The sequence below is a fragment of the Kitasatospora sp. NPDC093550 genome, assembly GCF_044764985.1.
Taxonomy (GTDB): domain Bacteria; phylum Actinomycetota; class Actinomycetes; order Streptomycetales; family Streptomycetaceae; genus Kitasatospora.
This window is the reverse complement of the sequence record NZ_JBIWJF010000044.1, coordinates 1-19,324: the sequence shown is the minus strand read 5'-3', so window position 1 is coordinate 19,324 and position 19,324 is coordinate 1. Positions and strand designations below refer to the sequence as shown.

Here is a 19,324-nt window from a genome sequence, read left to right as displayed (position 1 = left end):
CCGGGGGCGGAGCGAGAAAGAGGGAGCCGCCAGCCCAGGTGGCAACCGGGCTGTGGGCAGCGGCGGGCCTGGCGGGGACGTCGGGGATGAGGATGCCGGGGTACTCCTCCTCCATGCGACTCCGTGCCCTGCGCCGACCCGGGGCGGGCAGCGGGTCCGCGCGAGCCGGACGCGGGGACACCTGCGGGCGACGGTCCGCCATCCCGGTCCAGGCGCCCGGCCGCCACACCCGGCCCTCCCCTTCGGTCACGATGCCGCCGCCCGGTCCAGGTCGGGGGCGCCGAGGTCGACCATCGGCACCGTGCTGGTCACCACCTGAACCCGGTGGCGGAGGGCGTAGGAGGCGAGGGCCAGCGACACCTTCGGCTCCGCACGCTGGGCGTGCCGGGCGGTGGCGGCCAGGTGGTGGAGCAGCGGCGGGGTGATCCGCATCCGGCCTTGCAGAAGCCGGAGGCGGTCCGGGCCGTGCTCGGCCACCAGCCGGGCAGCGTTGACGAAGTCCGGCTTCTCCACCAGACGGGTCATGGTTAGCACGGGGCCTGTGCCGGAGCAGATGACGACGCCGTGGGTGGAGGCGCGGTGGATGTCGAAGGGGGAGGTGAGGACGGCCGGGTGCTCAGGGTCGGTGGCGTCGACCAGCTCCGCCAGGGCCCGGTGCTCCGGGTCGACGTTGTCGGAGAAGACGAGTGCGAAGTTGCCGGTGCGCAGGTGCTCGGAGCCGTTGAGGGCGGAGGTGACATCGGCGTACTGCCCGTGCTGCGCAATGAAGTCCACGTGGAGGAGCGGCTGCTGGCCGCCGGGCTGCTGGGCCAGCTGCCGGTAGCGGGAAGTGCCGCCTGGGCCGAAGACCTGGTTGCTCCAGTCGGCGAGGCCGGCGTAGTAGGGATGGTGGACGACAACGGCCCGCCGGGCGCCGCCCGTCTCCGCCTCTTGGAGGACATGGACGATGCCGGGCCGTCCCTCGACCGGGCGAAACTCCTTCGGCATGAACGTGGACCACCCCGCCACCCTGGTGCCCAGTCCTCCGGCGGCGATGACCACGGCGGTGCTGCGCTGCGTCTTCATCAGATCGTCTCCGTCGACGAGTTGGAGGGGAGTACGGTGCCGGGATGCATACGCGAGTGACCGGCGTGGCCGTGAACAGTGATGGGCAGCTGCTGCTGCTGAACCAGGACACCGAGGGCGAGCGGACGTGGTCCCTGCCCGGTGGGAAAGTCGAGGACGGCGAGACCCTGGAAGAGGCACTCCGGCGGGAGATTCTGGAGGAAACCGGCCTGGAGGCGGAGGTCGGCACCCTCCTGTACGTCTGCGACGTCGTGGCGGCGCATGTCGTCCACATCTCCTTCGAGATCAAGGTGGTCGGGGGGCAGATCGGGCAGGTGAAGGAGGGCGCAGACACTCGCCCGATTCGTGGCGTGGAGTGGGTGGCGCTGGACGACCTGCCCGCCCTCGGCTTCACCGAGAAGTTCGTCCAGCTGGCCCGCGACGGCTGGCCGGGTGCCGGTTCCTACATGGGCCCGAAGTCGGCCATCGGCCTCTGACCGCTGCTACTCCTCGCTCTCCCCGGCCCCCGCTTCGGGGCTGGTGAGAGCGTTGACGAGGGCGCGGTCGAGGTAGCCGAGGGGGAAGCCAGTGGGGTCGAGGGAGTTGACCCACTCCCCGACGCGCGTCGCCAGTTCCCACGCCCCGATCTCGTCCGCCGCCCTGATACTCGGGTCACGCACCAGACGGACGCCGACACCGCGTGAGGCACCGAGGAGGAAGCGCGAGCGGCCCTCCGCCACCGCCTCCCGCGTCGCGGGGGTGTTCCAGGCGGCGCCGACCAGGTGACGGCGAAGCGGGAGTTCGAGGCCGGCGGCCTCCCCCGCGTCTGGGCCGTCCTGGCACCACACCTGCACGTTGCCGACCAGGTGGTGGATGTCCCCGGGCTCGCGGCCGGGCTCGACCACCGAAGTGGCGTCGCCGAAGCGGTAATCGGAGTTGTAGACGGCGGTCACGGTCGCCGCGGCTTCCAGAACCTCGGCCCGGGTGGGGAGTCGGGCACCGTGCCAGGCGGCGAGAGCGGCGGCGCCGAGCCAGGTGACCCAGTAGGCCGGGTGGTGCTCGTACCCCGGTGTCGGGCGCCAGCGGCCGTCCGGGTCGCGGTGGAGGCGGCCACCGCGCTGCATCCTCATCGGGATGACGAACAGGTTGACGCCGTCGCGGGCGTTGTCCATCCCCGCCTCGCTGAGGATGTTCAGGAGTTCGGCCATCTCCTCGTTGCTGACCAGGTGGGTGCGCCACATCACCGTGCTGCCCCCGACCGCCGGGCGGTAGTTGGCCGGGCCCGGCCGCCGCTCCGTCCCCTGCGCCGTCCCGCCCTGGGGGCGGGGCACCGACGCGGCGGGCTCGCGCACCTCGTACAGGTCGTCGCCGGTGAGCCAGTGGCGGGCGTTGTCGACCACCTGCTGCTCCATCACGTTGCCCGCGCGGGCCAGGGTTTCGGCGACGTGGTGGGGGACGAGGGCTGCGGTGCGCGTGTCCAGCTCGGCGACCAGCTCGCTCTTGTGCTGCCCGGTGGCGAAGGTGGTGTCCGCGCCGCGGGCGCCGGCCTGCGGCCGGGCCGGGGCGGGCTTGGCGGTCAGGGGAATGTCGAGGTAGTCGGCGAGGTTGGCGCGGACCGCCTCGGGGGCCAGGACGTGCCGCTCGTACGCGAGGTGGGCGTAGGGGCGGCCGATACCGCCGACGTCCTTCCTGACCGCGTGGGAGAGCAGGAGGGAGTTGAGGGCGATGAGGCGGCCGAGGGCGGCAGCGGGCTCCGGATCGTCCTCGGGAAGGAGCTCGGCCCAGGGGGCCCACTGGGCGGACTTCCGCGCCGCGCTGCTCAGCATTTCGTAGCGGCTGGCGTAGTGCCAGCGCTCGAAGAGGTTGCCGCGCGCGAAGCTGCTGGCGATGCCGAGGGGGGCGCGGGAGAGGACGAGGATTGGCGAGTTGGGGAGGAGGTTGGTGACGGCTCCGGTGGCGAACCAAAGGTTCGTCTCCTTCACCATGTGGCGCCGGTCGGGGTCGTAGAGGTCGGCGAGGGCGCAGGCGAGGTGGTGGGCGGGCAAGCCGGGGAGGTCGGCGTCGGCCGGGCCGGGCAGGCGGCGGTTGTTGGGGGAGAGGGGGTGGTGTGCGCCTAACTGCTGCCGGAACGGCTCGTTGTGCTGCGGCAGCCAGGGGCGCAGGGTGTCGGAGCACCAGTTGCTCCCGACTCGCTCGAAGGTGCCGAGGGTGAGGAGCGGGGCCGCCTTCGGATCGAACAGGGCGGCGACGTGCTCGGCGATGTCCACGGCGCTGCGCGCCGGGTCTTCCCAGTCCTGCTCGGTGTCGCTCCACGTCTGCGTACTCACCCTGGTCTCCAATTCTATTCCCTCGATGGCGGGTTGATGGTTCGCCCCGGGCGCCGGCCTGCCTCGCCCTTGGAGGCCAGCACCCGGGGAGCTGGTGGTGCCGCCGCCCGGGTCCGCGTGGGATTCGCGGGCTGGGCGGCGGCGGTGCCGCGCCTTCGTGGGCCACTCAGCTGGACCCGGGCGCGGCGGTCTGTGGCGGGCCCGCCCCCGCCATCCCCGCCTGCCCCGCACGCGGTCTCCCGGTCGCGTGCGGGGGGGTCGGCGGGGGCGGGCCCGTGGTGGCCACCCGGGGCGCGAGGGGGGAGGCGCACGCCGGGTGGCGTGCCCCGGCGGCCGGGGTCGGGCCGGGGCGGTCGGTGGTGGTCTAGGCGGCAGCCGCGTTCCCGCCTCCGTCGTGCAGCTCACGGCGGGCGGCGCGGAGGGCGGAGGCGAGGTTGCGGGCGTGGGTGAGGGCGCCGGTGCCGTCCGGCTCGACCAGCCAGCGGCGCCCGTTCACCGGCCCCTTCCCCGGTGGGGGGCTGCTCAGGACCGGAAGGACGCCCTGGGCGGGTGCGCCGGTCAGGAGATCGGACTCGCGCATCTCCCAGAAGGCAGTGGAGGAGGGGACCAGGAATTCCACGCAGCTGCCCAGCTCGTCGGAGATCACGGGGCCGACCGGTCCGGTCTCCTGCTCCACCTGGTGCAGCTGGCCGAGGGCGGCGATGCCGAGGCGGTGGTTGGTGATCCGCACGAGGTAGAACGTGACCCCTACCCGGATGTCCGCGAGTTCGTAGCGGGTCCAGGCGGCGATCACGGCGCGGTGGTCGTGGTTGGCCCGGGCGAGCCAGTGTGCACCGAGGACGTACGGCGGGGGAGCACCGCGCCTCACGGACATCTGGCTCTCGCTGCCCGTGCTCGCGGCTCTGGCGTGCTTCGCCATCTTCCCCGCTCCTCCCGTCCGTACGTCCTCGGTGCTGTCCCCCGTGGGTGGGTGGCCGCACCGGTTCGGCCACCCACCCCGGCACCTGCGCCGCCCCGGAAAGGGGCGCTGAGTGAGGCGCCTGGGCGCCGCCGGACCCGCGCTCGCTGTCCATCTGGTTGCGAGGCCGGCGGTCTGTGCTCGGGCCGCACGCCGTTGTGCGGCCCGCTGGCACCCCGCCCCCTCCGTCGGCCCGATTTCACGGAAGGGGCCGGAGTTGTGCCGGGGGCGGGGATGCCGGGTTGCCCGCCCCCGGGATCGCAGGGCGGGGTTTGGTTCCGGCGGCACCCCGTGTTCCGTAGCAGGGTGCCGCCGGAGGTCTATGCGGCGGCGGTTATCGGTCGGGCGCCGATGGTGCCGACGGTGACGGCCGGGCGGGCGTCCGCGATGCGGGCGGCGAGGGCGACGGTGTTCACCGGCCGCACCGGTTCCGGATCTGAGGAGCTGCCAGCCGCGGTGCTCTCCTCCTCCTGGTCCTTGTCGACGGGGAGCAGTGCGGCGATGTCCATCTCGAACCAGGAGATCCGAGTGCCGGCCTCCAAGTCCCGCTCGCTCCCGTGGTCGGCGGCCAGGCGGGAGATGATGAGCAACCCCCGGCCGCCCTCCCATGCCAACCTTCTCCCCTGCATCCGCACGGCCGGGAGGGCCGGGTCCGTCACCTCCACCCGCAACCGTCCGCCGTCCGCGACGGAGGCCCAGATCCCGAGGTCGTGCCCCTGCCGCTTCCGGCAGCCGTGGAGATAGCCGTTGGTGACCAGCTCGGACAGCATCAGCCCCAGGTTCTCGCCCTCCTCCTCTGTGAGACCGAGGGAGAGGGCGAGGAGCGGGACAACGGTCCGCCGGACCATCCCAACTGCTTCGGGAGAAGCGGGAATTGTGAAGTCGATGAGAGGCATGACAGTTCCTCCGGGTGTGCCGCTACGGACGGCATTGGGGGTGGTTCCGGGGAAGCGGCCGTGGCGGTCGCACGCATGTCAGGGCCCGGCCGAGAGCGACACGGCGGCGAGCTGGTCTGACGGTGAATCAAGATCACTGTGAGCAGGCAACACTGGCGAACTGTCTCCGCAACCACCAACTCGTTGCGTGCAGTTCGTTACACACAGCATGGCCTCTGGTGCGATCCGGCGCAACCACTTCGGCCATCTGTGCAAGCTTGCACAGTCGCACGCAATGTCGAGGCATATGCCGTTTGAAGGCGGTAGCGCGCACCGCCAGCGGCCAGGCACACTGTGCTGACGATCGACACAGGAGGGGCGAAGGTGGCATTCCAGCGGACCGTGAGGCGCATCCAGCTGGGCAACGAGTTCCGTCGCATCCGCGAGGAGCGTGGGCTTCTGCCCGAGGACGTGGCCAAGGCCCTGCCGAACTGGAGCGTCTACAAGATCAGCCGCGCCGAGAATGCGAAGGGCGCGGTCAAGGTCGAGCACGCCGCCGAACTCCTCGACTTCCTCGGGGTGGACGACGGCCAGAGGGCTGGCCTTCTCGACATCGCGAAGAACGCCCCGAAGCAGGGCTGGTGGCTGCCGTACACCGGCGTGGTCGACGAGCAGACCGTCGACCTGGCCTCGCTGGAGAGCGAAGCTTCGGTGATCAAGACCTACCAGCCGTTCTTCATCCCGGGGTTGTTCCAGACGCCCGACTACGCGCGGGCGATCTTCACCGAGCTGGGCGGGTTCTCAGACGAGGAGGCACAGCGCCGGGTCGATGTGCGGATGGCACGGCAGGCCGTCCTGACGCGCCCGAGGCCGCCGGAGATCTGGGCTGTGATCCACGAGGCCGCGCTGAGCGTCAAGGGTGGCGGCCCAGACGTCATGCGGGCGCAGATGGACCGGCTGATACAGGTCGCGCGCTTCCCCAACGTCAACATCCAGATCATGCCTTCAGGCTGCGCGCTGAATCCGGCGATGAACGGCGCGCTGACCATCCTCGGATTTCCCTACGACCCTCCGCTCGACGTCGCCCTCGTCGTGGCGCAACAGACCGAGGTGTGGATTGAAGAGCGGCGGGCGGTAGCGGAGTTCCACGGGACTTTCCAGAAGATCACGGCCGAGGCCCTTCCTCTGGACAACTCACTCGCATTCATCACCGAGAAGAGAGACAAGATCAAGTGAGCACCTACTACCCAAACATTGCCGAACTCGGCGTCACCATGCGGAAGTCGAGCTACAGCAACCAGGGCGCCGACTGCGTCGAGACCGCTGGCCTGGATGGCGAGGTGGTTGTGGCGGACAGCAAAAACCCGACTGGCCCGGGCCACCGTCACCAGCCACAGGCGTGGGCGGCATTCGCCCGGGCAGTTGGCACCGGCACCCTGGTCCCCGTCACGGCTTGACCCGCAGTTCCGGCACTTCCGTAGCGTGCCGGCCTGCCAAGCTCATTCATGGGTTCCGAGCCGGGGCCCGGTAAATCGGAACACACCTGTGGCCCCGTCGCTTCCGTAGGGCGCCGGGGCCACAGGTGTGCGGTTGTTGATCGTACGCATCGGCCCCGACACGGCGCTACGGAAGATTCCACCCGTTCCGCTGGAGGTAGCGCACCTAGTGCAGTGGCGGGGCTGGTGTTTCTGGTGAGGCGGTATGCACCGGATCTGTCGCTCCGCGGTATGCCGCACTTCGTGACTTCTCCGCCCCCCGAGATCCAGCACAGGGTGTTACGCCTTGCTGGGGCCCGGGGCCCTGCTGCACTACCGCCTTCGTGAGCACCTGTTCGGCGCGGTCGAGCGTCAGCCGCATCGCACCGAACCGCCCCACCGCGTATCCCGCCAGATACCCGTGCAGGTGCAGCTGCTCGACTGCCTGAACCCCAGCGTCAGCGTCCGGTGTGTCGGCCGGCGGGACCAGGGCGTGCAGCTCCTCCTGCCACTCCCACCCGAGATCGCGGAGTACGGTGCGGGCCTCCTCTTGCTCCCAGCCGCTTCGAGCGACCAGACCGTACCGCGGGTCGGCGTCGAAGACGATGTTCGGGTTCGGCATCATCATGCGGAGCCTCCGGCGGTAGTTGCGGTTGACCGGTCGGCAGGGGCCTCGCCCCAGGCGGCGAGCTGGAAGCGCGCGGGGCGGTCTTCGTGCCGTCCAAGGCGGCACTCGTCGCCGGCCTTGCCGAGGGCCTTGTTCATGCGGCTGAGGAACCGGTCGTACTGCTCGTGCCAGACGACGGTGGAGCCCGCGTCGGCGTAAGCGTCATCCCGGGCGAAGGCCAAGGCGGCGACCTCGTAGCCCAGGCCCTCGTGCTTCTTCCAGCAGGGTGGGATTACGTCCTGCGGCTGCCAGGCGTACGCCTCGTTCAGCCAGCGGCACACCGCGTCCAGCCACTCGGGCATCGGCTCGATCAGCTCCGCGGGTAGGGCACCGAGGTCCCACGGAGGGGGGCCGTCGACCACGGACTCCTCCGTGCTCCGTTCCGCGATGTACTCCAGGATCAGCGCGGGCGGCTCGGGGAAGGGCTTGAACTGCGCGAGCGGATTCACGCGGCGGCTCCCCGCTCGGCCCAGGTCGCGGCATGGGCCTTGGCCTGCTTCTTCTTTGCTGCGGACCGCCGACGGCGCTCCGTCTCGTTTGCGGCACGCAACTGGTGGACATGAGCTTCGATCTCGGGCCAGGACTCCCAGGTCCACATGCCGTCGAAGCGGGTGATCACCGGGGGCAGGTTGTCGGCGAGTACGAGGGCGTGGCCTTCCGCCAGCGCCCTGATTTCGTCACCCCGCAGAACCGGCTCCAGTGCCATGTGGGTGGCGGTCGAGTGGCTCCCGCGGTCTCCGCCGCTGGTCGTCTTCGTGGTGCGCTCGCGTTCGACCTGTCCGCACAGGTCGGACAGGTCCTTGAGGAAGCCGGGGTCCTTCGACCCGCCGAACACGACGACGTTGTTGGTGAACGAGGCCAGCTCGTTCGCGGTGTCCTCGCCGAACCGGGCGCGGGCCGACGCCCAGCCCTGGAGGCCGATGATCACGGTGAGTCCGCGACCTCGGCCATCGGCAACGCGCTGCCGCAAGGAGGGGATTGGGGCGATGTTCGGTGCTTCGTCCAGCGCTCCGAGGAGGGGCGGGTCGAGTCGGCCGGCGGCGGAGGCGATGGCGTGGGCCTCGGCGATGTCGAGCAGGTCCTCCGTGATCGCGGTGGTCAGCGGAGCGACGCTGTTGACCTCGGAGTCCTTGCCGAGCAGGTAGATGGTGCCGCTCGCGTCGAGGAGTTCGGTGAAGTCCGTGGGAGCCTCGCCGTCTCCTAGCAGGGCCTGTACGACCGACTCGTGCATGAGCGGTTCGAGGGCCGCGTCCAGGGTGGAGGCGGTGTTGCCGACGGTCCGGCTGTCGCCGGTGGTGGCGGTTCGGAGCATGTCCGCCCAGCCGGGCCCGGCGCCCGGGTGGGCGTTGAGGATGCCGAGCGGCGCCGGGTCGGTGAGCTTCCGCGCCCACTTCAACACCCACTCCAGGCTCGCGCCGTCGAGGGCGGCGGCGTGGAAGTACGCGGCGAGGATCTTGGCGGCCTGGCCCCTGTAGAAGGCCGCGCCCTCGCTGGACTGCGCGGCGGCCCCCGGGGTACGCGAGCCGGCGACGAACGCCTTGGCCCGCATCATCGCGGTCTCGGTCTCGGCGGCGCCGGTGATCGGCGTCCACCGGAACCTTGGCAGGGAGGGCGCGATGTCCTGCGGGTCGAAGACGAAGACCGGCCTGTTGCCGGTGCGCCGGGCGTCGAGGGTCAGTTCGACCAGATCCGGCTTCGTGGAGGTGGCGAGGACCGGGCCGGGCCACCGGCGGATGGTCGGGGCGAAGAACCTGGTGGTCTTCCCGCTGCCCATGGGGCCGACGACCCTGCAAGCCTTGTCGGCACGGGAGAACAGGTCCAGGCCCTTCGGGCGCTGGGAGGTCCCCAGCGAGTAGCCGAAGTCGTGGGGGTCGAGACGGTGTTGCATGACGTGCTCCGAAGCGAGGGAGAGAGAAGGAGGGTCAGCGGGTGGCGGATCGTTTCTTCGCCAGATCCACCGCCGACCGGCGGCGCGGGCGGTCTTCACCGCTGGTGAGGGAGGGGCGGATCTCCGTGGCCTTGAGGACGGCTGCGGCCGACAACTGCCGCTTGAGCAGGGCCTTGGACGCGAATCCGGCGTTCCTCGCGGAACGCTTCATCAGCAGCCAGACGGTGGCCATGGTCACCGCGCACACGGCGGCGATGGCGTACAGGGCCACGGAGATCCCGTTGGGCATGATGTCCACTACGCGGCCTTCTGTCCGGCTCGGGCAGCGAGGTAGCGCATGCGCCGGCCGCAGAGCTGGGAGATTGCTGCGTCAGGCCCGGCACATCGTGGCGGCGCCGTGTGGAACGCCCCGTGCAGGTCTTCCGCCGCTCGCCAGAGGTGGGTGACGGCGGTACGGACGCGACCCCCGGCGGCGGAGTAGTCGCCGTGGTCGAGGACGGTGGCCAGCGTCTTCGCGCGCCGGGCGAGTTCGAGGGCATCAGCGTGCAGCTGGTCGATGTCTTCTCGCACCGCGCGCTGTTCTACCGGGGACGTAGCCCCAGCGGTGGTGGTCATGGAGTGCGTCCGTTCCGAATCCGCCAGGACGGGGCCGGCGGCGAAGAGGTGCCGGGAGCCGTTCATGCGGCTTCCGGGTAGCTGCTGGAGACGTCGGTCATCGACCCGGAGGAGAAGCACAGGTGCTGCTCGGCTTCGACCAGGAGGTGCTGAACGGCGGGGTAGATCACCTCTCCCACCACCCACAGCGCGATCCCGCGGCGCAGGCGGGTGATGTGATCCGCTGTCCAGGAGGGCAGCCCGAGTCTGGCCACGGTGGCTTCTGCTTCGGCCTTTTTCATCGAGTAAATGACCACGGTGTCGGCCATTTTCAGCGCGGCTTGCGTTTCCGGGGAGTCGTCAATATCCGACAGGTGGTGAACGATGAAGATGCACGACAGGCCCAGGCCGCGAGCGAACTTCAAGAACTTTTCGAGCAGGGCGGCCAATTGCGGAGTGCCGAGAATGTGCCACGCTTCTTCGGCGATGAGGATGCGCTTGCGCTGGCTGTAGCGGCGGCAGCCCGTTGCCGGGTTCGGACCGACCTCCCAGGCGCCGGAGTCCGTGTCGACCACGACGCGCTCGTGCTGGCTCGGCTCTGTCCCGCACTCGCACAGCGGTCGCAGCCAGACCTCTTCGAGGAACACCGAGATCACGGCGACCAGGATCGTCATCGCGACGCCGCCGGAGGGGACCTTGGTGAGGTCGAAGACGACCATGTCGGTGTCGAGGCCCACGCCGAGGCTGGTCGGCCCGTCGAGCATGCCGACGAGGTCCCCGGTCGAGTCCTGCTCGGTGCCGCACAGTCGGTCGAGGACGTAGGACGCTTCCAGTCCGTCAGCGAGGAGTTCGTCCCGGGTCCGCTGCTTGGCGAGGGCGTCGGACTCCTCGGGGGCTCGGAGGGCGGCGGCGACGTCCGCCAGTACGGGCGTGCGGCCGAGGGCGTCCGCCCGCTGGTGGGCTCGGCGGATGGCGATCCGCAGGGCGGAGCCGGCGAACTCGTCCAATGGCCTACCGAGGCCGAGTTCGACGATCGTCCTGACGAGTTCGACCTGTCGCTTGCCCGCGATGGCGGGGTCCATGGGGTTGATACAGGAGGCGCCGGTCCCGCCACCCGGGGCGAACTTCACCGGGGCCTTGCCGGTGAGCGAGCGGCCGAGCGCAGCCCATTCGCCCTCCTCCCTTTCCTTTTGCTCTTTCGTGTCAAGGACCACGACTTTCCGGCCGAGGCGAATTTGCCGGGCGGCGTACGTCTTGGTGAGAGAACTCTTCCCCCGGCCGGTGTCGCCCATGACGATCATGTTTCCGCCGGGAAGGCCGTCGCCGAATGCGGTGAAAGGGCAGTAGATAAATGCCTTTCCGGAATACAATTCGCGGCCGATGATCGCGCCTGCGCTGCCCAGGGTCGGCGGGGCCACCGGCAGGTACAGGGCCTGACTGGTGGTCGTCTCCGTGTAGAGCGGGCGGCGCACGGTCTGGTGCATCGGGGACAGCGGGGCGAAGGTGAGCAGGTCGGTCACTTGACGCCTCCGGCGAACGGCAGGGTGTTGGCGAAGGCACGGCCGTGTTCGAGGTCGAGCCACTCGATCCGCAGGCCGCCCGCGTTGCGGGCGCGCGAAGCCGTCGTCCGCTTGGTGCGCTCCAACTCCTCGGCGCTGCGGGCGGAGATGGTGATGTAGCCGACGACCGCGGAGCCGGCCGCGCCCGAGGCGGCCAGGGCCATGCCGCGCGAACCGGTGGCGCTCGCCGCAATCTGGTCGCGGGGGTCAATGTTCTTGCCGCGCTGACGGTTTCGCTGCATCTCTGCCTGGTTGTTCGTGTCCTCCGACAACATCCTCTCCACGGCCTTGTCGTTCGGCTCCAGCTGCTGCGTGACGGAGAAGGTGCGGATCACGTCGGGCATCCCGATCAGCAGGGGCGACAAGAACCCGGGGCCGACCGGGGTGGTGGGCCAGGCCGCCACGTAGGCCGTCGCGTGGTACCAGCTCTCGGTGCTGCCCGCCGCGCGGGTAGCCAGGTACGTTCCGTTGCGGACGTCCACGTTGCGAGGGAAGGCGTGGGCCTGCGGCAGCTCGATGTCCCAGATCGCGTGGTCAGGGTCGTAACTGTTGCGAATGAGGGCCGTCAACCTGCCCTCGTCCAGCGGAGCGACCACCGACAGGTCGGCGTCCTCGGCACGGGACCACAGCTCGTCCAGGTACATCGCCATTGCGGCAGCGATCCCGTCGTCACCCGTTCCTCGCGCCGATCCTTCGGCAGCCAGGTCCCGGGTGAACTTCGCGTGGATGGTGATGTAGTACCGGTGCTCCTCCGCCGAGGTCGACACCGCGTTGGCCAGCACGTCGTAGGAGTCCTTGAGCCACTGAGGGGCGCTGGCCGTGGCAGCGGACTGGTCGCGCTGGGCGACGAACCGCTGATGGGCGTACGGGTCGGACTTCATCTGTCGGGCGAGGACCTGAATCCTCTTCACCGGGTGTTCCTCGACATTGCCGAACGCATCGAGCAACTCGCCCCAGCGCTCCAGTGCGACGACCTGTTCCCCAACGTCCTTGCCGCCCAGACCGGGCGAGGTGACCTCCAGCGCGGCGGTGACGCAGCCGGCCTGCGGCTGGAGGACGACGACGGCCTGCTGCCCGCGGACCGTGACCGGCACCCAGGTCATGCCCGCGATGCCCTCGGGCTCTGCCAGCGCGACATCCGGCGGTGTGCCGTCCCGGCGCACGCCCGCCTCGACGGCGGGCGACACCCAGACGCCGCCGGTACGGCGGAGCGCCTTGCGGTGGTAGCGGTTGATCCGCCACCAGCGGTAGATGGACCGCCGCTGAGAGGTGCCCTTCGGCCGGTAGGGGGCGTAGACGATCGCCAGGGCGATCAGGATCGGCACCACCAGGCCCGCCGCAGCAAGGGCCGTCGCGCCGCTGAACGCGAAGCCGAGCAGGAGGCCGGTCACGGCGCCGCTGCCGAGGACGACCTGTTCGCCGAGGTCGCGGCGGCCTACGAGGCCCGTGGGGCGGTGCTTTCCGAACTGATACGTACGAGTCGACATGGGTCATCGGTCCTTGCTGGGGTCCGGTCGGCCAGGTGCCTGCCCGCCGGTTGGCCGCGACTGCGGCGTGGGCGAGGTGGAGGGCCCGGGGGCCGGGGCGGTTCGCGGTGAGGGAGAAGGGGAGGAGGGCGCCGCCGTTGGGCGGGGCGTTGGCGCTGTTGGAGGCACCGGTGCCGGGGCGGGTGCCGCCGGGGGCGGAGCCTGCGGCGGGATCGGCCGTGTGGGACTCGGTGCTCCGCCGGTACCGGTCGGGCGCGGGGACGCGGCGTTGCTGTCGACAGCGGGCCGGGCCGGAGCGGGGCCGACGACCGGGGCTGAACTCGTGCCCTGCGGACGGGCGGTGGCCGGAGCGCTGGAGGCAGCGTTGCCGCCAGTCGAGGCCGGGGCCGGGGCCGGGGCTGGTCCGACGACAGGGCCAGACGTAGCTCCCACCGGACTGGCCGGGGCCGGAGTACTGGAAGAGGCGTGATCGCTGGCTGCGGACCAGTCCGGGGCCGAGCCGACGATGGGACCGGAGGTGGTGCCCTCCGGGCGGGCGGCGGCCGGAGCCTCGGGAGCCGCGTGATCGTTGGCCGCGGACCAGTCCGGGGCCGAGCCGACGACGGGACCGGGGGAAGCGCCCTCCGGGTGGCCGGCCGGGATGCCCGGGGCTCCCGTGTGGCCGCCGCTCTCGGACTGGCTCTGGTTCTGGTCGGAGCCGAGGCCGCCGTTGGCAGCGTCTGCACCTTGCGCGCCGGGCGAGCTGACGGCCTTGTTCTTCGCTACGTCGAACCCTGCCTTAGCGACAGCTGCCGCAGCGGCAACGGGCCCGCCTGCCGCAGCAGTTCCGCCGCCCATCTTGGCCCCGGTCGCCGTGGCGCCGGCGGACTTCCCGCCGCCGCCGACCACGGCGTCCTGCACCCGGGAGTTGATCGCCCGGTTCGCGTGCTGCCCGGGACCGTCGATCGCGGCGGCCGGGCCGGAGGACTGGGCCGCCTTCCGGTCGTGGTGGAGCTGGGCCATCTGGTCACCGAAGGCCGGCACCCACCGGTAGAGCGTGGCGCTTGCGAAGACCGACAGGAGGAGGATCAGCGCGCCGATCAGCGTCTTGGAGACCGCATCCGACATGGAACCCGTGCTGTCGCTGAGGACCGCGCCGCCCAAGCCCAGCAGGGCGAAGAGAACCGGCTTGCTGAGCCCGACAGCGAACACGCCCCCGAACCACTTCTTGGACTTGTTCCACAGGTCGCGGTCGACCAGACCCGCGTTCACGATGGGCCCGAGCGCGACGGCCACGTAGATAGCCGCACCGCGGATCAGCAGCTCGATCCACATCAGCAGCGCACCGGCCATCATGATCAGGTTGACGACCAGCAACTGACCCACGCCCTCGGTGGGGTTCGCCGCCATCACCGTCAGCAGGTTCTCCAGGAAGGGCTTGAAGTTGCTCGTCGCGTACGGCTCGAACACGGCCGTGACCTCGTCAATCGCCTTGAGCAGCAGCGCGATGGCCCCCGGCGTCAGCGCGTTGACGAAGAACTGGAGGACCAAGAAGCCGATCGCCTCGCCAACGGCGGTGGCGATGCTGACCCCGCGGACCGCCCGCTTCGCCACCGCGATCAGCCACAGCGCCACGGTGAGCAGGCTGGAAGCCGCGAAGATGATCGCGTACTGCTTGAGGAAGCCGGGCGATGTGAGGTCGATCTTCGTCGTGTTCTGGATCAGCTCTAGCATCTTGCGGAGGAACCAGATGTTGGCCTCCGTCAGCTTCTGCAAAAGGAAGCCGAGCGGGTCCTTGACGAAGTCGATCGCCGCCTTGGCCTCACAGACCATTGGGATGTAGCAGAAGATGCTGTCCGCCCGCGCGGCCGGGACGAGGAAGAACCCGATGACCACGTTGACCACGGCGATGGTCTGGAGCCTGCGCCGCCAGCGGCCCGGAGTGCTCCGCTCCACCCGCAGCAGGCCGGGGGCGTCGTCACGCAGTCGCAGGCGCATTGTCGACACCCCCCACCGTGGCGAAGCTGTCGGCCGAGTCCGCCTGCTGCATCGCGGGCGGCGACGGCACGAGCGGTGCGGACGGCGTGACGTCGGTGGTCTTCCACGTGCCGTCGATCCAGACGAGGTCGACGGTCATCCGCAGGAAGGCAACCTGCGGGCGGCGGGTCTCGTCCTTGCCTGCGACCCCGCCGGCCGACGCGGTCCACAGCTCGATGCTCGCGGCCTGGTCGGAGAAGGAGATGGTGCGGGTCGCCAGGGCGGCTGTTCGTGTGATCAGTTCGCTGCCGTCCGCCGACTTGCCGTCCGGCCCGACACCTCGGTTCTCTGCGACCAGGCGAGCAGTCGAGTCCGAGTCCGAGGTGACCGACTTGAGCACGCTCGGTGCTGCGGTGGCCGCCAGCATCTGGTGCCGCCAGTCGTCATCAGTGAAGAACCGCGGGTCGCCGTACAACATGACGGCGCTGACCGCAGCAGCCTGGGCCCCGCGCTCGTTCTTCTCGTAGGCCGCGGGGAAGCCGTCCGGCCGGGTCGCGCCGGTCACGACCGGATCTTCTGCGGCGGCCGGCACGTAGCCGGAGAAGTCCCCGGCGACGTTGGACGCCTGCCTTACGTCGATCGGCGCGACCAGGCCCGTGGTGATCGAACTGTCCTTGAGCTTCCAGTCGTTGGACTCCCAGACCAGGGTGACCGTCACCGACTGGTACCCCGCCACCGGCGTTGCGTGCCCGGCCGCGCTGCCGCGGACCGTCGTCGTCCACAGCCGGACCATGGCTCCCTGGTCGCCGTAGCCCAGTACACGGGCGGCGAGGACGCCGGTACGGGCGATGGTCTGATCGGCGGAGACCTCCGGGGTGTCACCGCGGAGGGAGGAGACCGCCTGAGCAGCGGCCAGGTCGGCCTTCTTGCCGGCCGCGTCGACGGCGTCCCGGGCAGCCATGGCCGCCACGGCCCGGTGCCGCTGCTCGTTGTTCGTGAGGAAGGTGGTGCTGCCGCTGACCACGGTGTAGTTGGCCGCCGCCGCCTTGGCGCCGTCCTGCGTGTGCGGGTAGCCCACGGGGACACCGTCGACCTCCCGGGCCCGCTCCGCGTTCACCTGGGGAGCCGGGTGGGCGGGCGCGGACGCAGAGGAAGCGGGAGCGGACGGGCTGCCGGTGGCGAGGCTGACGATCACCCCGGCCACGGTGACCACCGCGACCCCGCCAGCGGCCAGGCCCGAGAGCTTCGCGGTCGACCGAGGGGGACCGGCCGCTTGTGAAGAATCGTTTCGCCTACGGGTTTTGAGGGCCATGGGTCACACGCCCATGCCGTAGGTGATGCCGAAGATCGTGCCGAAGGACGCCACCAGGAAGACGACGGTCAGGCCGCCGACCATCATGCCCTTACCGCGCGAACTCTCCATCGTGGAGTGGCCCTCGCCGAACCAGCCCTTGCTCTTGCCGACACCGGCGAGGAACGCGCCGGCGCCGATGACGAGGGTGACAGCGGCGATGACGCCGAGGATGACCTTGGCCGTGGAGCCCAGCTTCCCGAAGGGGCCCCAGTCCGGGGTGACGCCGGAGACGACGTCGGCACCTGCGGCGAGGGTGGTGTGCAGGGAGGTGTCGGCAGCGGCAGAGAGGATGTGGAACATGTTCAATCCCTTTTGTGTTTAAGGGGTGGATTAGTGGAAAAAGCGAAGATCAGCCGATATGCCGCATTGCGACGACCGTGTTGGCCGGGCCCGCCGAGCCGGTCCACTGGGCGAGCGGAGTGAGCCTCACGACCGCTCCTGTGTGCGGAGCCTCGATCACCTGGCCGTCGCCGACGTACATCCCGACGTGACCGGGGGCCGCCGCGGTGCCGTCCGAGCCCGGGGTGAACAGGAGGTCTCCCGGGGCGAGTTGGGAGACGCTCGCCACGGCTGTGCCGGAATTGACCTGGTCGTAGGTCGTCCGTGGCAGATTCACGCCAGCTGAGGCCCAGGCCATCTTGGTGAGCGACGAGCAGTCGCAGCCCTGCGAGCCGGTGTACGGCGATTCGCAGGGGCCGCCCCACAGGTACCAAGTCCCCAGTGCGGACTTCGCGGCGGAGATCGCACGGGTGGCGCCCTCGCCGGCCGGGAGGTTCGGCTGGGTGGCATCCGCCCACTTCGCCGCCAGATCGCGGATGTTGCGAACGTAGTCGCGGGTCTCCTGGTAGGGCGGGATGCCGCCGTACTTGATCACGGCCCCGCCGCCTGCGTTGTACGCGGCGAGCATGTTCTCCGTGGAGTCCCCCGCGACGTCCTTCACCTCGTCGGCCAGGACGCAGTCGTACTTGGCCTGTGCGGCGATGGCGTCGGCCGGGTTGAAGACGTCCTTGATGCCGTCACCGTCGCCGTCCACGCCGTACTGGGCCCAGGTCCCGGGCATGAACTGCGCGATGCCTTGGGCGCCGACCGGCGACACGGCTTTGGCGTCGAAGTTCGACTCCGTGTAGAGCTGAGCGGCGAGAAGCGAGGCCGTGACCTGCGGACACTGGCCCGCGTTCTTGTTAACGAGGTCGCGGACCCAGCCGGGAACGGGTGCGTCCGTTGCGATTCCGCCGCCCGGTCCGGCCTCCTGAGCGGAGGCGCTGTCGGCCCCGCCGAAGGTGGTCAGCAGGGCGACGCCGCTGACGAACATGGCGGAGACGAGGCCCAGGCCGAGCTGAGTGCCCTTGTTCATCGCGGCCCCCTCACGCCCAGGGCAGGGCGGTGACCCGCCAGCCCAGAGAGGTGTGTTCGAGCCGCAGGGCGAGCTGCTCGCCGCTCCGCTGCTCGGGCCCGGTGGCCGGGGCCGTGGTGAGGGTGTAGCCCACCCGGACCAGGGCAACGGACTGGGTCGGAGCTGGTGCGCCGTCGGGAACCGCAGTGGAGGTGATCTCGATCGTCTGCCGGGCCTTCTCGGCGCGGAGCGTTGACCAGGCTGCGTCCTGGCCGGGGCGCTTCTGGCTGAGGATGGCTACCAGGTCGCCCGCCGCGAGCTGGGAGGCGCGGACCCCGGCATCGGCGAACGAGGTATCTCTGCCGTCGCGGGCGTCGTGCTCGGTATAGGCCGTAGTGAACGCCCGCGCGGTCTGCTCGACGTCCGCCGGGAGGGTGGTGCTCGGTGGTGCGGTCGGACTCCCGGTGGCCCGGACCGTGGTCGTCTCCGTGGCGCCGACCGAGACGGTGTTCGGCTGCGCGGCCGACGGGCTGGAGGCGCCTGGCCCGCTGGAGCAGCCGGCGGAGAGCGCCGCCAGCGTGCCGATGAGGCCCATGGCTGCGGATATGCGTATGAAGCGACTGGATTGGGGCATGCGGAATCCACAATCTTGGTGCGAGGGGATTTCGAGAGGTCGGGTGTTGCGGCCCTAGGGGGCGAGGGCCGCAACACCCCTTCGCAGAGGAGGGGGATTGCCTCTGCGGGCTTTATCGGCGATTGGACGCCGTAGAATTCACGGACCAGGGGCGGCGTTGTGCCGCACCTTCCCGCAGGCTGTTCACCGGGATCATCGGCAGACCTTCATTCCAGGTCGGATGCCGATTCCGATACCAGTCAACCCATGGCATAGTTCGGGGTGACGGTGCATGGAAAGCGGTATCTCATATCAAGGCCATCAGCCCCTCTCGGGAAAAGGGGAACCCGATGGACGGGCTCCGGCGGGCCAAAAGTGCCTTGTGGCGTTGGCCGTGCCTGAATCCTCACAGAGGTCTGCGGACAACTCGAATCAACAAAAAAGCCGGAACCTAATTCCAGGAATTAGGTTCCGGCTTCTTGGTCGAGAGGCTGTTTCAGTTGGTCTGGCGAAGGTGCTCGATGGCCACCACGAGCCAGGGAACGGCAGGCCCGGAGACCAGTAGCGGAGCACACACGCTGTACGAGAGCACGAGTTCGCTCGGCCCCGCGGTCAGGTCGGTGAGGAGGCAGTGGTCGAACGGCATCCAGGTCGGCGAGCCGGTCGGCTTCAACCGCACTCCTGTGGAGGTCAGGACGAGACGAGCCGGGGTGTGGTCGCGCCACTGCGGCTCGGCAGCGGCCTCGGCCTCCCGCCGCCGCCGGGCATCGTGCGGGTTGGGCACCCACTGCCGGCCGAACGTCGGGTGGTTCTCCCAGTACCCCGCCGACCGCGGGTACACGACGTCGGTCCCGTAGAACCGGGCGGCCGAGCACCACACGTCCGCGAAGACGGTCTCGCCGTCTGCCAGCGGGACGTCCGCTGCCTCGACCGGTACTAGCTGGCCGCCGCTCTGGAGATGAACGGCAAGCGCAGACGCAGCCTGTTCGCCTTCGGCGCGGGCGGTCTCTACGGTGCGGTGCTGCCGACGTCGCCACATGGCTTGTCCTTCCTGGTCAACAGGGCCGGTCGTGGGGGGGGGGGGGGGGGGGGGGGGGGGCCGCCCCCGGCCCCCCCCCCGGGGGGGGGGGCCGGGGGGGGGGGGGCGGCGGGGGGGGGGGGGGGGGGGCGGCCCCCCCCCGCCGGCACCACGGC

At 70.4% G+C, this 19,324-nt stretch carries 20 protein-coding genes; 3 read left to right on the top strand and 17 right to left on the bottom strand.

Going from position 1 to position 19,324, the window contains the following annotated elements:
• Positions 1–246 precede the first annotated feature (246 nt).
• Positions 247–1,065: a sugar phosphate nucleotidyltransferase gene (locus ACIRD3_RS37790; protein ID WP_402225946.1), complete on the bottom strand. Its 819-nt coding sequence runs from the start codon at positions 1,063–1,065 to the stop codon at positions 247–249.
• A 44-nt stretch (positions 1,066–1,109) separates the two neighbouring features.
• On the opposite strand from ACIRD3_RS37790, the gene ACIRD3_RS37785 reads away from it, so the two are divergent.
• Complete coding sequence (locus tag ACIRD3_RS37785) at positions 1,110–1,541, top strand: NUDIX hydrolase (protein WP_402225944.1); 432 nt, start codon at positions 1,110–1,112, stop codon at positions 1,539–1,541.
• 6 nt (positions 1,542–1,547) lie between these two features.
• On the opposite strand, the gene ACIRD3_RS37780 is transcribed toward ACIRD3_RS37785, so the two are convergent.
• From ACIRD3_RS37780 to ACIRD3_RS37770, 3 genes are all read right to left on the bottom strand, one after another.
• On the bottom strand, positions 1,548–3,371 hold the full coding sequence (locus tag ACIRD3_RS37780) for an SUMF1/EgtB/PvdO family nonheme iron enzyme (RefSeq protein ID WP_402225942.1): 1,824 nt from the start codon (positions 3,369–3,371) through the stop codon (positions 1,548–1,550).
• 364 nt (positions 3,372–3,735) lie between these two features.
• Positions 3,736–4,290 carry a hypothetical protein gene (locus tag ACIRD3_RS37775; RefSeq protein WP_402225940.1) on the bottom strand — a complete coding sequence of 185 codons (555 nt, stop codon included), beginning with the start codon at positions 4,288–4,290 and terminating at the stop codon, positions 3,736–3,738.
• A 359-nt stretch (positions 4,291–4,649) separates the two neighbouring features.
• Positions 4,650–5,225 carry an ATP-binding protein gene (locus ACIRD3_RS37770; protein ID WP_402225939.1) on the bottom strand — a complete coding sequence of 192 codons (576 nt, stop codon included), beginning with the start codon at positions 5,223–5,225 and terminating at the stop codon, positions 4,650–4,652.
• A 363-nt stretch (positions 5,226–5,588) separates the two neighbouring features.
• Between ACIRD3_RS37770 and ACIRD3_RS37765 the strand changes: the two genes are divergently transcribed.
• Both ACIRD3_RS37765 and ACIRD3_RS37760 read left to right on the top strand, forming a co-directional pair.
• The gene (locus ACIRD3_RS37765; RefSeq protein WP_402225937.1) at positions 5,589–6,440 is read left to right on the top strand and encodes a helix-turn-helix domain-containing protein; all 852 of its coding nucleotides are present in this window, start codon (positions 5,589–5,591) and stop codon (positions 6,438–6,440) included.
• Entirely contained in the window at positions 6,437–6,661 is a 225-nt protein-coding gene (locus ACIRD3_RS37760; protein WP_402225935.1) for a DUF397 domain-containing protein, read from the top strand. Before ACIRD3_RS37765 ends, ACIRD3_RS37760 begins: the two co-directional genes overlap by 4 nt.
• A gap of 205 nt (positions 6,662–6,866) precedes the next feature.
• Here the strand turns inward: ACIRD3_RS37760 and ACIRD3_RS37755 are convergent, their stop codons facing one another.
• From ACIRD3_RS37755 to ACIRD3_RS37695, 13 genes are all read right to left on the bottom strand, one after another.
• The gene (locus ACIRD3_RS37755; protein WP_402225932.1) at positions 6,867–7,307 is read right to left on the bottom strand and encodes a hypothetical protein; all 441 of its coding nucleotides are present in this window, start codon (positions 7,305–7,307) and stop codon (positions 6,867–6,869) included.
• Positions 7,304–7,795 carry a hypothetical protein gene (locus tag ACIRD3_RS37750; protein ID WP_402225930.1) on the bottom strand — a complete coding sequence of 164 codons (492 nt, stop codon included), beginning with the start codon at positions 7,793–7,795 and terminating at the stop codon, positions 7,304–7,306. The genes ACIRD3_RS37755 and ACIRD3_RS37750 overlap by 4 nt, the downstream gene beginning before the upstream one ends.
• Positions 7,792–9,234 (bottom strand): type IV secretory system conjugative DNA transfer family protein, encoded by a 1,443-nt coding sequence (locus tag ACIRD3_RS37745; protein WP_402225927.1) that lies wholly within the window; start codon positions 9,232–9,234, stop codon positions 7,792–7,794. Before ACIRD3_RS37745 ends, ACIRD3_RS37750 begins: the two co-directional genes overlap by 4 nt.
• A gap of 34 nt (positions 9,235–9,268) precedes the next feature.
• Entirely contained in the window at positions 9,269–9,523 is a 255-nt protein-coding gene (locus tag ACIRD3_RS37740) for a hypothetical protein (protein ID WP_402225925.1), read from the bottom strand.
• 8 nt (positions 9,524–9,531) lie between these two features.
• Positions 9,532–9,849 carry a DUF6238 family protein gene (locus tag ACIRD3_RS37735; RefSeq protein ID WP_402225923.1) on the bottom strand — a complete coding sequence of 106 codons (318 nt, stop codon included), beginning with the start codon at positions 9,847–9,849 and terminating at the stop codon, positions 9,532–9,534.
• 62 nt (positions 9,850–9,911) lie between these two features.
• Positions 9,912–11,348 (bottom strand): ATP/GTP-binding protein, encoded by a 1,437-nt coding sequence (locus ACIRD3_RS37730; protein ID WP_402225921.1) that lies wholly within the window; start codon positions 11,346–11,348, stop codon positions 9,912–9,914.
• Positions 11,345–12,874 carry an SCO6880 family protein gene (locus ACIRD3_RS37725; protein ID WP_402225919.1) on the bottom strand — a complete coding sequence of 510 codons (1,530 nt, stop codon included), beginning with the start codon at positions 12,872–12,874 and terminating at the stop codon, positions 11,345–11,347. Before ACIRD3_RS37725 ends, ACIRD3_RS37730 begins: the two co-directional genes overlap by 4 nt.
• Before the next feature lie 3 nt (positions 12,875–12,877).
• On the bottom strand, positions 12,878–14,851 hold the full coding sequence (locus tag ACIRD3_RS37720; RefSeq protein ID WP_402225916.1) for a hypothetical protein: 1,974 nt from the start codon (positions 14,849–14,851) through the stop codon (positions 12,878–12,880).
• Complete coding sequence (locus tag ACIRD3_RS37715; protein WP_402225913.1) at positions 14,832–16,025, bottom strand: hypothetical protein; 1,194 nt, start codon at positions 16,023–16,025, stop codon at positions 14,832–14,834. The genes ACIRD3_RS37720 and ACIRD3_RS37715 overlap by 20 nt, the downstream gene beginning before the upstream one ends.
• A 120-nt stretch (positions 16,026–16,145) precedes the next feature.
• On the bottom strand, positions 16,146–16,484 hold the full coding sequence (locus ACIRD3_RS37710; protein WP_402225911.1) for a hypothetical protein: 339 nt from the start codon (positions 16,482–16,484) through the stop codon (positions 16,146–16,148).
• Positions 16,485–16,533: 49 nt separating this feature from the next.
• Positions 16,534–17,538, bottom strand: a complete 1,005-nt coding sequence (locus ACIRD3_RS37705; RefSeq protein ID WP_402225908.1) for an NlpC/P60 family protein — start codon at positions 17,536–17,538, stop codon at positions 16,534–16,536.
• Positions 17,539–17,548: 10 nt separating this feature from the next.
• Positions 17,549–18,151, bottom strand: a complete 603-nt coding sequence (locus ACIRD3_RS37700) for a hypothetical protein (protein WP_402225906.1) — start codon at positions 18,149–18,151, stop codon at positions 17,549–17,551.
• 475 nt (positions 18,152–18,626) lie between these two features.
• Positions 18,627–19,169 carry a hypothetical protein gene (locus ACIRD3_RS37695; protein ID WP_402225904.1) on the bottom strand — a complete coding sequence of 181 codons (543 nt, stop codon included), beginning with the start codon at positions 19,167–19,169 and terminating at the stop codon, positions 18,627–18,629.
• Positions 19,170–19,324: the final 155 nt, after the last annotated feature.

What these genes read in the sequence shown, in the direction of transcription:
- ACIRD3_RS37790 (WP_402225946.1), bottom strand. Translation starts at nt 1,065, where the DNA reads ATGAAGACGCAGCGCAGCACCGCCGTGGTCATCGCCGCCGGAGGACTG.
- ACIRD3_RS37785 (WP_402225944.1), top strand. Translation starts at nt 1,110, where the DNA reads ATGCATACGCGAGTGACCGGCGTGGCCGTGAACAGTGATGGGCAGCTG.
- ACIRD3_RS37775 (WP_402225940.1), bottom strand. Translation starts at nt 4,290, where the DNA reads ATGGCGAAGCACGCCAGAGCCGCGAGCACGGGCAGCGAGAGCCAGATG.
- ACIRD3_RS37770 (WP_402225939.1), bottom strand. Translation starts at nt 5,225, where the DNA reads ATGCCTCTCATCGACTTCACAATTCCCGCTTCTCCCGAAGCAGTTGGG.
- ACIRD3_RS37755 (WP_402225932.1), bottom strand. Translation starts at nt 7,307, where the DNA reads ATGATGATGCCGAACCCGAACATCGTCTTCGACGCCGACCCGCGGTAC.
- ACIRD3_RS37745 (WP_402225927.1), bottom strand. Translation starts at nt 9,234, where the DNA reads ATGCAACACCGTCTCGACCCCCACGACTTCGGCTACTCGCTGGGGACC.
- ACIRD3_RS37740 (WP_402225925.1), bottom strand. Translation starts at nt 9,523, where the DNA reads ATGCCCAACGGGATCTCCGTGGCCCTGTACGCCATCGCCGCCGTGTGC.
- ACIRD3_RS37735 (WP_402225923.1), bottom strand. Translation starts at nt 9,849, where the DNA reads ATGACCACCACCGCTGGGGCTACGTCCCCGGTAGAACAGCGCGCGGTG.
- ACIRD3_RS37725 (WP_402225919.1), bottom strand. Translation starts at nt 12,874, where the DNA reads ATGTCGACTCGTACGTATCAGTTCGGAAAGCACCGCCCCACGGGCCTC.
- ACIRD3_RS37720 (WP_402225916.1), bottom strand. Translation starts at nt 14,851, where the DNA reads ATGCGCCTGCGACTGCGTGACGACGCCCCCGGCCTGCTGCGGGTGGAG.
- ACIRD3_RS37710 (WP_402225911.1), bottom strand. Translation starts at nt 16,484, where the DNA reads ATGTTCCACATCCTCTCTGCCGCTGCCGACACCTCCCTGCACACCACC.
- ACIRD3_RS37705 (WP_402225908.1), bottom strand. Translation starts at nt 17,538, where the DNA reads ATGAACAAGGGCACTCAGCTCGGCCTGGGCCTCGTCTCCGCCATGTTC.
- ACIRD3_RS37700 (WP_402225906.1), bottom strand. Translation starts at nt 18,151, where the DNA reads ATGCCCCAATCCAGTCGCTTCATACGCATATCCGCAGCCATGGGCCTC.
- ACIRD3_RS37695 (WP_402225904.1), bottom strand. Translation starts at nt 19,169, where the DNA reads ATGTGGCGACGTCGGCAGCACCGCACCGTAGAGACCGCCCGCGCCGAA.